Consider the following 12,135-nt stretch of genomic DNA (forward strand, 5'->3'; position numbering starts at 1 on the left):
GGGCTGGAAGGCCAAGCACGACGTCCAGGACATGATCGCGTCGGCCTGGGAGGGGTGGGTGCGGTTGCATCCGGGGGCGGCGCGGTCTTGATGAGCGTGATCCGTTGACCTCCGACCTGATGAACTCCGGCCCGGCGGACGGCTGTTCCCGATCTGAACGCGCTCTGGGCGCCGTCCTCGGCTCCGCCGTCGGCGACGCTCTCGGCGCGCCCTTCGAGTTCGGGCCCGAAGGCGCCTTCTCCGCCCGGTTTCCGGTGCCCGGTCACGGCGGCGAGATGTGCGGGGGCGGCGGCTGGGACCCGGGCGAGGCGACCGACGACACGCAGATGGCCGTACTTGTCGCCGAGTCGCTGCTGGAGTGCGGCGGACTTCAACTCCCGGACATGTTCCGGCGGTTCCGGCGCTGGGCGGCCACCGACCCGAAGGACATCGGCCTGCAGACCGAGGCCGTACTGGGCAGTGGCGACCCCTGGAACCTGGCCGCCGCCCTGCACTTCCAGACGAGCCAACGGGGCGCCGGGAACGGTGCGTTGATGCGCGCCGCCCCGTCGTCGGTCTACTTCGCGCGTGCGGGACGCGACGCCACGATGGACGCCGCCCGCCGCATCGCCGCACTCACCCACGGAGACCGCGCGGCCTGGGAAGGCACCGCCGTCCTCCACGAGTTGGTGCGCCTCGCACTGGACGGCGACGACCCGCTGGACGCCGTCGAGGAGACGCTCCGGTCCGTCCACCCCGACCACCGGGAGCGCTACGGCGTCGTCCTCGCCCCGGACTGGCACCCCGACCTGGCGACGGAGTTCAACGGTGCCGTCTGGCCCTGCCTCGCCTCCGCCGTCTGGGCCCTGCGGACCACCTCCTCCTACGAGGACGCCCTGCGCGCCGCGATCGACCTCGGCGGCGACACGGACACCGTCGCCGCCGTGACGGGCGGCCTCGCCGGGGCGGTGTACGGGAGCGCGGCGATCCCCGAACGCTGGACCGAGGCCCTGCACGTACCGCTGCCGGGGTTCGGCGGGCGGGTGCTGCGGGCGGCTGAACTCGGGGAACTGGCGCGGCGGTTGGACCACGGGGACGGCTGACCCGCCGGTCGGCTGACGGGCCCTCGCATCGTCACCGTCAGCCGAGGAGCCTGCGGGTACGACGGGTACGACGGGTACGACGGGTGCGACGGGTGCGGCGGGTGCGGCGGGTGCGGCGGGTGCGGCGGGTGCGGCTGAGCCCTACAGCGCCTTGAGCCCCTCCGTCGTCGCCCGGGCCAGTGCCCCCAGGTAGCCCTTCGGCAGCTTGGGGCTGCGGATCACCACGGCGCGCCAGTACAGGGGGCCGGAGATCAGGTCCAGGGCCAGGTCCTCGTCCATGCCGGGGCGGATCTCGCCGCGCCGTTCCGCCGCCGCCAGGATCTTGCTGGCCACGCCCTCCTGGCCCTCACGCAGCGCCTTCTGCATGGCGTCGGCGATCTCGGGATTGCGGGCCGCCTCGGCCTGGAGGTCCGGGATGATCTGCGAGGCGACGGGGTGCCGCAGCGCCCGTGACGTCACCTCGTACAGCATCCGCAGGTCGCCCTCCAGCGAACCGGTGTCCGGCGTCGGCAGCCCCATCACCGCGATCGCCGACACGACGTCGAGCACCAGGTGCAGCTTCGAACGCCAGCGGCGGTACACCGCCGTCTTGCCCACCCCCGCGCGCCGCGCGATCCCCTCGATCGACATCCGGGCATACCCGACCGCCGCCAACTCCTCGAAGACCGCCGCCCGAATGGCTTCGGTCACATCCTCGCGGAGTACGGCCGCCCCGGCGGGGGTGCGGCGGCGCTGACGTGTCTGGGGCTCGTCGGCGTTCGTCGTCATGCTCCAAGCATAGGGGCGTTGCGACGAAACGGTTGCGTTCCGACGCGGTATGGAGGGGAGGACCGAACGGTGGGCGGACGGACGGGCAGGCGAGCGGGCGTCACGTCGGGACGCAACCGTCCCGTCGCCGCGACGCAACCGGCCCGTCCTCGCGACGCGCCCGTTCCGCCCTCGCGACGCCCACCAACCCTCCAGCCCCGCCTACCCAGACCGTATCGACGCAACAGACCCGTCCCGGCCCAAAAGCTAACGGCCTCATCACATCCGTCACGACGAAACGGTTGCGTTCCGACGCCGAATCCGCCTACGCTCACGTTGCGACGATACGGTCCCGTCCCGACGTAAGAGAACGTAAAGAGAAGCGTAAGGAAACGTCGGACGACGGGACACGGCAGCCGGACGCACGCACCCCCTCCCCCTGAGCGAAAGCAGCGGATGTGAGCCAGGTCCTCCACACACCGCCCCATTCGCCGGCTCCGGCCGACGAAGACGACCTCGCGGCGCTCGCCGCACGCCACGGACTCACGGTCAGTGGCGCCCGCCCCTCCCTGCGCGAGTACGTCCAACAGCTGTGGGAGCGGCGGCACTTCATCACCGCGTTCGCCACCGCCAAGCTGACCGCGCAGTACAGCCAGGCGAAGCTGGGTCAGGTATGGCAGGTGATGACGCCGCTGTTGAACGCGGCGGTGTACTACTTCATCTTCGGCATCCTGCTGGGTACGAAGCGCGGCGTGCCGGACTACATCCCGTTCCTGGTGACGGGCGTGTTCATCTGGACGTTCACGCAGAGCTCGATCATGGCGGGCACCCGGGCGATCTCCGGCAACCTCGGCCTCGTACGGGCCCTGCACTTCCCGCGGGCCGCGCTGCCGATCTCGTTCGCGCTGCAGCAGCTCCAGCAGCTGCTGTTCTCGATGGCCGCCCTGGTCGTGATCCTGCTCTGCTTCGGCGTGCCGATCAGCTTCTCCTGGCTGATGGCGGTCCCGGTGCTGGTCCTGCAGTTCACGTTCAACGCGGGCGTCTCGATGATCATGGCCCGGATGGGCGCGAAGACGCCGGACATCGCGCAGCTGATGCCGTTCGTGCTGCGCACCTGGATGTACGTCTCCGGCGTCATGTGGAGCATCGACAAGCTGACCAGCAAGGACCACCTGCCGCACATTGTGACGCTCGCCCTGGAGACCAACCCGGCGGCCGTCTACATCGACCTGATGCGCTACTCGCTGATCGACAGCTTCCACTCCAGCCAGCTCCCCCCGCACGTGTGGCCGGCCGCACTGGGCTGGGCGCTGATCGCCGGAGTCGGCGGGTTCATCTACTTCTGGAAGGCTGAGGAGACGTACGGCCGTGGCTGAGCAGACCATCGAGTACCACACCGAGCGGACCCGCGTGGCCGCCGACAGCACGATCCCCACTGTCGTCTGCGACGGCGTCGACATCGTCTACCGGGTCAACGGAACCGGCGCCGGACGCGGCTCCGCGACCGCCGCCCTCAACCGCATGCTGCGCCGCGAGAAGGCCGAGAAGGCGGCGGGCGTGCGCCGGGTGCACGCGGTCAAGAAGGTGTCCTTCGTCGCCTACAAGGGCGAGGCGATCGGGCTCATCGGCACCAACGGTTCCGGCAAGTCCACGCTGCTGAAGGCGGTCGCGGGCCTGCTCCCGGTCGAGAACGGCCGTATCTACACCCACGGCCAGCCGTCCCTCCTCGGCGTCAACGCGGCCCTGATGGGCGACCTGACCGGCGAGCGCAACGTGTACCTCGGCGGCCTGGCCATGGGCATGTCCCGGGAGCAGGTTAAGGAGCGCTACCAGAGCATCGTCGACTTCTCCGGCATCAACGAGAAGGGCGACTTCATCACCCTCCCGATGCGGACGTACTCCTCCGGCATGGGTGCCCGGCTGCGGTTCTCCATCGCCGCCGCCAAGGATCACGACGTGCTGCTGATCGACGAGGCGCTGGCGACGGGTGACCGGTCGTTCCAGCGGCGTTCGGAGGAGCGGATCCGCGAGCTGCGCAAGCACGCGGGCACGGTCTTCCTCGTCAGCCACAACAACAAGTCGATCCGCGACACCTGCGACCGCGTGCTGTGGCTGGAGCGCGGCGAGTTGCTGATGGACGGGCCGACTGAGGAGGTCCTGGAGGCGTACGAGGCCTTCACGGGCGGCGCCGACAAGCCCAAGGACGCGGCTCCGGCCCCGGCGGGCAAGGTCGCCTAGAGGCCAGAGGGCAGCCCGTCAGAGTTCCTCGTCCTGGAACACCCAGGTGCGGTAGACCAGGAAGCGGAACGCGGACGCGAGCACGATCGACAGGGCCTTCACGGCATTCGCCTCGAGCGGACCGTGGAGGCCCAGTCCGTGGTGGCCGACGTAGAAGAGGCCGCTCTCCATGAGGACGCCGATGCCGCTGAAGACGAAGAACAGGGCGATCCGGCGGGCGCCGGCCCGAATTTCGCGACTTCCAGGACGGCCTCGCGGACCGGTCGGACGGGGCGGACGGGCTCAGTCGCGCGCTCCTCGGTGAGGTTCGGAGTCACGTCACCAGGCTTAGCGGGGCAGGGTAAGTCCTCGCCCTGATTACCCCTGAGGCACCCCGTGAAAAGGCGCCCCGAGCCATTGCGGCCCGGGGCGCCCTCATGGTCGTAGGAACTACGACCCAAGGACTACGAGTGCGTCCGCAGCAGCGTTCGCATCGTGCGCATCGCCACCGACAGGTTGGCCAGGTCGAACATCTCCGAGCCCTGGATCTCCTCCAGGGTGGTGCGGGCGCGGCCGAGGATCGCGGCGTTCTTCTTCTCCCACGCGGCGAAGCGCTGTTCGGGAGTCGAGGTGCCGTTGCCAGCCGTGAGGATGTCCGCGGTGAGGGCCGCGTGGGCCGCGTACAGGTCCTCGCGGATGGAGGCGCGGGCCATGGACTGCCAGCGGTCCGCGCGGGGCAACTCGATGATGCGGTCCATGAGTTGGGTGATGTGGAGGCGGTCGGCGAGGTCGTAGTAGACCTCGGCGACGTCCATCGGGTCCTTGCCCGTGCGGTCGGCCACCGAGACGATGTCGAGCGCCGGGAAGGCGGAGGAGAACCCGGCCACGCGCGTGGCGAGTTCGGCCGGGACGCCGGCGCCGGTCAGCTCGTCGTAGATCTCCTGGTACCACTCCAGGTCCGCCCCGCGCAGCAGCTTGGGCAGCTGGGACCAGACCTGCTCGACGCGCTCACTGAAGAACTCGACGGTCTCGGCGAGCTGGAGCGGCTGCGGCCGGTTGTTGAGCAGCCAGCGGGTGCCGCGCTCGCACAGGCGGCGCGAGTGCAGGCGGATGCGGGTCTGGACGGGCGCCTCGACGGTGTTGTCGAGCGCCTCCACGCCGTCCCACACCTCGGCGGCGTCGAAGATCGCGCGGGCCGCGGTCTGCGCCCGGACGATCTCCTCCAGGGAGGCCCCGGTCTCCTCGCGGAGGCGGTGCAGGAAGCTCGTACCGCCGGTGTTGACCGTGTCGTTGACGAGGACCGTGGTGACGATCTCGCGGTGCAGCGCGTGGGTGTCGATCTGCTCGGCGAACTTCTCGCGCAGCGCGGTCGGGAAGTAGGCGTGCAGCAGGGTGCGCAGGTAGGGGTCGTCGGGCAGCGTGGTGTGCAGCAGCTCGTCGGCGACCGTGATCTTCGTGTAAGCCAGCAGGACGGCCGTCTCGGGGCTGGTCAACCCCTGTCCCTGGGCGAGCCGTTCGCGGATCTGGCGGTCGGTGGGCAGGAACTCCAGCGCCCGGTCGAGGTGGCCCTCGCGGACCAGGGTGCGCAGGAAGCGCTGCTGGGCGTGGAGCATGTCCTTGGACTGGGCGAGCGCGTTGGCGATCGCGGTGTTCTGCGCGTAGTTGTTGCGCAGGACGAGCGCGCCGACCTCGTCGGTCATCTCGGCGAGGATCTTGTTGCGCTGCTTGACGGTCATGTCGCCGTCGGTGACCAGGCCGTTGAGCAGGATCTTGATGTTCACCTCGTGGTCGGAGGTGTCCACGCCCGCGCTGTTGTCGATCGCGTCCGTGTTGATCTTGCCGCCCTGCTGGGCGAACTCGATCCGGCCGAGCTGGGTCAGGCCCAGGTTGCCGCCCTCGCCGACGACCTTGACGCGCAGGTCGGCGCCGTCCACGCGGATCGCGTCGTTGGCCTTGTCACCGACGTCCGCGTGGGACTCGGTGCTGGCCTTGACGTACGTGCCGATGCCGCCGTTCCACAGCAGGTCGACCCGCGACTTGAGGATCGCCTTCATGAGGTCGGCCGGCGTCATCTTGGCGACCTTGTCCTCGATGCCGAGGGCCTCGCGGACGTGGGCGTTGACCGGGATCGCCTTGGCCGTACGCGGGAAGACGCCACCGCCGGCCGACAGCAGCGCGGTGTCGTAGTCCGCCCAACTGGAGCGCGGCAGCTCGAACATGCGGCGCCGCTCGGCGTACGAGACGGCCGCGTCCGGGGTCGGGTCGAGGAAGATGTGCCGGTGGTCGAAGGCGGCGACCAGGCGGATGTGCTCGCTCAGGAGCATGCCGTTGCCGAACACGTCTCCGGACATGTCGCCGACGCCGACGACCGTGAAGTCCTCGCTCTGCGTGTCGACGCCCAGCTCCCGGAAGTGCCGCTTGACGGACTCCCAGGCACCGCGCGCGGTGATGCCCATCTTCTTGTGGTCGTAGCCCGCGCTGCCGCCGGAGGCGAAGGCGTCACCGAGCCAGAAGTTGTAGCTCTCGGCGACCCCGTTGGCGATGTCCGAGAACGTCGCGGTGCCCTTGTCGGCGGCGACCACGAGGTAGGTGTCGTCCTCGTCGTGCCGGACGACGTCCGCCGGGGGGACGACCTCGCCGGCCACCAGGTTGTCGGTGATGTCGAGCAGGGCCGAGATGAACATCTTGTAGCTGGCGATGCCCTCGGCGAGCCACGCGTCCCGGTCCACGCTCGGGTCCGGCAGCTGCTTGGCGACGAAGCCGCCCTTGGCGCCGACCGGCACGATGACGGTGTTCTTCACCATCTGCGCCTTGACCAGGCCGAGGATCTCGGTACGGAAGTCCTCCCGCCGGTCCGACCAGCGCAGCCCACCGCGCGCGACCTTGCCGAAGCGCAGGTGCACGCCCTCGACGCGCGGCGAGTACACCCAGATCTCGTACGCCGGTCGCGGCGCGGGCAGGTCCGGGATGGCCTGCGGGTCGAACTTCATCGACACGTACGCGTGCGCGTGCCCGCCGAGCGCCTCCTGGAAGAAGTTGGTGCGCAGGGTCGCCTTGATGACGGTCAGGAAGGAGCGCAGGATGCGGTCCTCGTCGAGGCTCGCCACCTGGTCGAGGGCCGCGTCGACCTCTTCGAGGAGGGCGTCCACGATCTCGCGCCCGGCGCGCTGCCGGTCCGGCGACATCCGCGCCTCGAACAGGGAGACGAGCAGCCGGGTGGTGTGGACGTTGTTGCGGAGGGTGTCCTCCATGTAGTCCTGGCTGAAGGTGGACCCGGCCTGCCGCAGGTACTTGGCGTACGCCCGCAGCACCATCGCCTGACGCCAGTTCAGCCCGGCGCTCAGCACCAGCGCGTTGAAGCCGTCGTTCTCGGCCTGCCCGGTCCAGGTGGCGGCGAACGCCTCCTGGAACCGCTCGCGGCCGTCCTCACCGAGGTGGTCCCCGCTGCCGTTCTGCGACTTGGGCATCCGCAGCCCGAAGTCGTAGATCCACGCCGTCGTACGGTTCGAGCAGCGCAGTTCGTACGGCCGCTCGTCGACGACCTCGACGCCGAGGCGGCTGAGGACCGGGAGCACGGCGGACAGGGAGACCGAGGCGCCCTTGCGGTAGATCTTGAAGCGGCGCTCGCCGGGGGCGGCGCCCACCGGCTCGTAGAGGCTGAGCGCGAAGGCCTGCTCCTCGGTGAGCTGTTCGAGGTGGACCAGGTCGGCGACGGCGGCGCGCGGGGAGTGGTCCGCCTTGTAGCCCTCGGGGAAGGCGTTGCCGTAGCTGCGCAGCAGTTCGGCGGCGCGCTCCTCGCCGCACTCGGCGTTCAGCGCCTCGCCGAAACCGTCGGCCCAGGAGCGGGCGGCCTCGACCAGGCGGGCCTCGATGCGGTCCTTGTCGGCGTCGGACAGCTCGGGCAGTTCGGTGCCCTGCGGGACGCGGACCACGAAGTGCAGGCGGGAGAGGATCGACTCGGTGTTCCAGGCGGTGAAGTCGACGCTGGTGCCGTCGAGTTCTTCTTTAAGGATGTCGATGATCCGAAGGCGTACGCCTGTGGTGTAGCGGTCGCGCGGGAGGTAGACGAGGGCCGAGTAGTAGCGGCCGTACTCGTCCTGGCGCAGGTACAGACGCAGCCGCCGGCGCTCCTGGAGGTAGAGCACGGACGTGACGATGGACCGGAGTTCGTCGACCGGGGTCTGGAACAGCTCGTCGCGCGGGTACGTCTCCAGGATCTGGAGCAGGTCGCGCCCGTCATGGCTGTTGGGCGAGAAGCCGGCGCCTTCGAGCACCTCGTCGACCGTGCGCCGGATCACGGGAACCCGGCGGACGGACTCGGTGTAGGCGGCGGAGGAGAACAGGCCCAGGAAGCGGCGCTCGCCGACGACCTCGCCGTTCTCGTCGAACTTCTTCACGCCCACGTAGTCGAGATACGACGGACGGTGCACCGTGGAACGGCTGTTGGCCTTCGTGAGGACGAGGAGCTTGTGCTCGCGGGCCTTGGCCCGGGCGTCGGCCGGGAGCCGCTCGAAGGACGGGCTCACCGGGTGGCTGTCCTCGGCGCCGTGCTGCGGGTCGGAGCGCAGGATGCCGAGGCCGGTACCGGGGACGGCGGCCAGCGAGTCGTCCTCGCGCAGCTGGTACTCGCGGTAGCCGAGGAAGGTGAAGTGGTCGGCGGCCAGCCAGCGCAGCAGCTCGCGGGCCTCCCCGACCTCGCTGGAGGGCAGGTCGGAGGCGGTCGGCTCGGCGGGCAGCTCGTCGGCCATCCGCAGGGCCAGGTCCCGCATCTTCTCCCAGTCCTCGACGGCCTCACGGACGTCGGACAGGACGCGCAGGAGGTCGGCGGTGATCTGCTTCAGGTCGGCGCGGTCGGTCTCGCGGTCGATCTGTACGTGGATCCAGGACTCGGTGTGCGCGTCGTGCGGCAGCTCGCCGGCGGGCGGGGTGGTGAGCACCTCGATGAGCTTGCCGGTGAGGTCGCGGCGGACGACGATCTGCGGGTGGATGACGACGTGGATGCCGCGGCCCTGGCGGGTCAGCTCGTTGGTCACCGAGTCGACGAGGAAGGGCACGTCGTCGGTGACGACCTCGACGACGGTGTGGCTGCACGTCCAGCCGTTCTCCTCGACCGACGGGGTGTGCACCCGTACGTTCGCCGTGCCCTGGGGTCGGGTCTCGGCCAGCCGGTAGTGGGAGAAGGCGGCTCCGAAGACATCGACCGGGTCGCGGTCGGCGAGGTCCTCCGGGGCGGTGTGCAGGTAGTAGCGCTGGAGGAACGCGAGCACGGTGTCCCGGTCTGGAGTGCCCTCGTCCGTCGTCCCGGTCGGTAGGTGCCCCCCGACCGGGCTGTTCTCAGCTACCCGAGCAGCCCTCTCGAGCAACTCGGCCTTTGCTTCGTCCAGCTTGGTCTGCATTGTCCTCTGGCTCCTGTCGCGCGCCGTTGCGTGACGTAGAAGGAAGTACGGTGTCTTCCCCTGCGGCTCGACGCCACGGCCCGGGTTCTCCGGTCTGCTCAGACGCTATGCCGCAAGGCGAGATGAGCGGTGGGTTATCAGCCATTTTCGGCACGCCCGTAAGGTGTGACGCTGCTCTCTGTCGCGCCAGCGCCCGGGGTGCGTACGGCGTCCTGGGAGCCCTTGGAGCTCCGTCCCGCCCGCGAGGACCAGCGACCGCCGCCCGGTCACGGATGTCGTCCGTGGTCGCCGGGCGCGAAGCAGGGGCGACGATGCCCCCGCGAAATATCGCGCTGATCACGCCACAAGGCTATCTCTCCTCACCGGGGGCTCGTCACGAGCCGGATGTGTACAAAACCGAGGGTGGAACTTTGACGTTATGCACAGGGGCGCAGCACATGAAATCGTCGTATTCACGGGCAGTCGGGACGGTGACGGGATCCGGGCCGCGAGGCCCCTTGGCAAGCACCCCGGCGCGAGGCACGTTGCCTATGAACTCGGGAGCTCATGAGTCCACGAGCCCTTGAGCCCTTGAGCCCTTGAGCCCGTGAGCCCGTGAGCCCGTGAGCCCGTGACACCCGACGCTCACGAGCCCACAGACCCGTGAAGCCCGTGAAGCCCATGACGCCCGGCGGAGACGCACGCCACGGCCACAGAGGAGCGCACCGACATGACAGCGAAGATCCTCATCGTCACCGGCGACGCAGCGGAGTCGCTGGAGGTCCTCTACCCCTACCAACGCCTGCGCGAGGAGGGCTACGAGGTCCACATCGCGGCTCCCGAGCGCAAGAAGCTGCGGTTCGTCGTCCATGACTTCGAACCCGGCTTCGACACCTACACCGAGAAGCCCGGCTACACCTGGCCCGCCGATCTCGCCTTCTCCGAGGTCGACCCCGGCCAGTACGCGGCCCTCGTCATCCCCGGCGGGCGGGCCCCCGAGTACCTCCGCAACGATCCCGAACTCCGCAAGATCCTCAAGTCCTTCTTCGACACGGACAAGCCCGTGGCCCAGATCTGCCACGGCCCCCTGCTCACCGCCGCGATCGACGGCCTGCGTGGCCGGCGCGTCACGGCGTACCCGGCGCTCGAACTCGACATGCAGTCCGCCGGCGCGACCTTCCAGGACGCCGAGACGGTGGTCGACGGCACGCTGGTCTCCGCTCGCGCGTGGCCGGATCACTCCGGCTGGATGCGGGAGTTCCTGACGGTGCTGCGGGCGAAGGCACCGGTGACGTGATCTCAGGGCGCGGTGTCTCCGCAGGCACCGTGCCCCGTCATGCCGCCAGCCGCTCCGCCTCCGCGACGGCCTCCGCCAGCGAGTCCACCACGGGTACGCCGACCACTTCGAGGCTGGCCCGGCTGTGCGAACCGCCGGTGTACAGCACGGCCCGCGCGCCCACGTGCAGGGCGGCCACCGCGTCGTCGGCGGCGTCCCCGATCACGACGGTGCGCGCGGGGTCCACGCCGGTCAGCGCCCCGAGGTGCCGCACCATGTGCTCGGCCTTGCTGCCGCCGGAGGGCCCGGTGCGTCCGTCGACCCGTATGAAGTGCGGTTCTATCCCGAACTCCCGCACCAGCGGGACGAGTTCGTCATGGCCGTACATGCTGAGGATCGACTGACTGCGACCCGCGGTCCGCCACCCCGCGAGCAGGTCCGCCGCGCCCTCGGTGAGCCCGCAGACGACGCGGTGCTCGGCGTAGTACCGATGGAAGGTCACGTCCATGACCTCCCACTCGGCGTCGGTGGGCAGCCGCCCCAGCAGCCGCTCGTAGAACTTGGGCACCGGCACGCAGTACAGCGTCCGGTACTCCTCCATCGTGATCGGCGTCAGCCCCAACTCGGCGAACGCCGCGTTCGTCGCCCCGATGATCGCGTCATTGTCGTGGAACAGCGTGCCGTTCCAGTCCCAGACGATGTGCGAGCTTCCTTGCATCCTCATGCCAAAAAAGTACCCGCCGCCACTGACAATCAAGAGAATCGCAGGTCAACGGCCGCATCCGGCCGCCCGACCGCCGCCGAGCGGGCTCAGTCGGCCAGCCCGACGAGGTTCGGGATCTCCTGCGTCGCGTACCAGAGCAGCTCGTGGTCCTCGGCCCCGTCCACGACGAACTGCGCGTCGTCGTCCCCGCAGTCGGCCGCCGGGAGCGCGTCGGCGGCGGCGCTCACATCGCCCTCCGCATCCCCGAGATCCACGTGTACGGCGGCCGCCTTGGCCAGCGCCACGGTTCCGGCCACCCGCACCTCGCCGAGCGCCGCCGGGTCGAGTCCGCGGTCGGGGTCGGCGTGCGCGGTGCCGTCGGGTACGTCGACGGCGGCCACGACCCGGCGCCGCGGAGCGTCGGCGTCGGCCGCCAGCAGCCGCAGCGAGGCGAGCGCGGCCCGGTTCAGCGCCGCGTACTCCAACTCCTCGATGTCGTCGGAGAGGTACCACTCACGCAGCGCGGGCGTCACGGCGTACGCGACGAAGGGTCCCGTCCCCAGCTCGCCCGTCTTGTACGCCTCGGCGAGACCGGAGAGGGTCAGGGGGACGTAGACGCGCATGGCTGACCGCTTTCGTAGTCGGAGAGTGCCTCGGGGAGGACGGTTCCGCGGACGGTGCCGCGCCTCCGGGAGGGCCTTCAGGATACGTGCGCGTGTCCCCCATCGAGTCCCC

Annotated in this window: 9 protein-coding genes; 4 read left to right on the forward strand and 5 right to left on the reverse strand. The window is 70.0% G+C overall.

Features of this window, described 5'->3' with window-relative positions:
• Window positions 1–119 precede the first annotated feature (119 nt).
• Complete coding sequence (locus ACNFOC_RS41280; protein WP_416964160.1) at window positions 120–1,082, forward strand: ADP-ribosylglycohydrolase family protein; 963 nt, start codon at window positions 120–122, stop codon at window positions 1,080–1,082.
• A gap of 141 nt (window positions 1,083–1,223) precedes the next feature.
• Here the strand turns inward: ACNFOC_RS41280 and ACNFOC_RS41285 are convergent, their stop codons facing one another.
• Window positions 1,224–1,850, reverse strand: coding sequence for a TetR/AcrR family transcriptional regulator (locus ACNFOC_RS41285; protein ID WP_328682918.1), 627 nt, complete (start codon window positions 1,848–1,850; stop codon window positions 1,224–1,226).
• 437 nt (window positions 1,851–2,287) lie between these two features.
• Between ACNFOC_RS41285 and ACNFOC_RS41290 the strand changes: the two genes are divergently transcribed.
• Complete coding sequence (locus tag ACNFOC_RS41290; RefSeq protein WP_416964153.1) at window positions 2,288–3,205, forward strand: ABC transporter permease; 918 nt, start codon at window positions 2,288–2,290, stop codon at window positions 3,203–3,205.
• Window positions 3,198–4,067 carry an ABC transporter ATP-binding protein gene (locus ACNFOC_RS41295; protein ID WP_416964154.1) on the forward strand — a complete coding sequence of 290 codons (870 nt, stop codon included), beginning with the start codon at window positions 3,198–3,200 and terminating at the stop codon, window positions 4,065–4,067. The genes ACNFOC_RS41290 and ACNFOC_RS41295 overlap by 8 nt, the downstream gene beginning before the upstream one ends.
• Window positions 4,068–4,085: 18 nt before the next feature.
• On the opposite strand, the gene ACNFOC_RS41300 is transcribed toward ACNFOC_RS41295, so the two are convergent.
• Together ACNFOC_RS41300 and ACNFOC_RS41305 are read right to left on the reverse strand one after the other, a co-directional pair.
• Entirely contained in the window at window positions 4,086–4,238 is a 153-nt protein-coding gene (locus ACNFOC_RS41300; RefSeq protein WP_416964155.1) for a GtrA domain-containing protein, read from the reverse strand.
• Window positions 4,239–4,510: 272 nt separating this feature from the next.
• Window positions 4,511–9,442, reverse strand: a complete 4,932-nt coding sequence (locus tag ACNFOC_RS41305; protein ID WP_416964156.1) for an NAD-glutamate dehydrogenase — start codon at window positions 9,440–9,442, stop codon at window positions 4,511–4,513.
• 709 nt (window positions 9,443–10,151) lie between these two features.
• Between ACNFOC_RS41305 and ACNFOC_RS41310 the strand changes: the two genes are divergently transcribed.
• Window positions 10,152–10,718, forward strand: coding sequence for a DJ-1/PfpI family protein (locus tag ACNFOC_RS41310; protein ID WP_416964157.1), 567 nt, complete (start codon window positions 10,152–10,154; stop codon window positions 10,716–10,718).
• A gap of 37 nt (window positions 10,719–10,755) precedes the next feature.
• Here the strand turns inward: ACNFOC_RS41310 and ACNFOC_RS41315 are convergent, their stop codons facing one another.
• Together ACNFOC_RS41315 and ACNFOC_RS41320 are read right to left on the reverse strand one after the other, a co-directional pair.
• Window positions 10,756–11,421, reverse strand: a complete 666-nt coding sequence (locus tag ACNFOC_RS41315) for an HAD family hydrolase (protein ID WP_416964158.1) — start codon at window positions 11,419–11,421, stop codon at window positions 10,756–10,758.
• 86 nt (window positions 11,422–11,507) lie between these two features.
• Window positions 11,508–12,023: a DUF6912 family protein gene (locus ACNFOC_RS41320; RefSeq protein ID WP_416964159.1), complete on the reverse strand. Its 516-nt coding sequence runs from the start codon at window positions 12,021–12,023 to the stop codon at window positions 11,508–11,510.
• Window positions 12,024–12,135 lie beyond the last annotated feature (112 nt).

The organism is Streptomyces colwelliae, from assembly GCF_048158785.1.
In the GTDB taxonomy this organism is placed as follows: domain Bacteria; phylum Actinomycetota; class Actinomycetes; order Streptomycetales; family Streptomycetaceae; genus Streptomyces.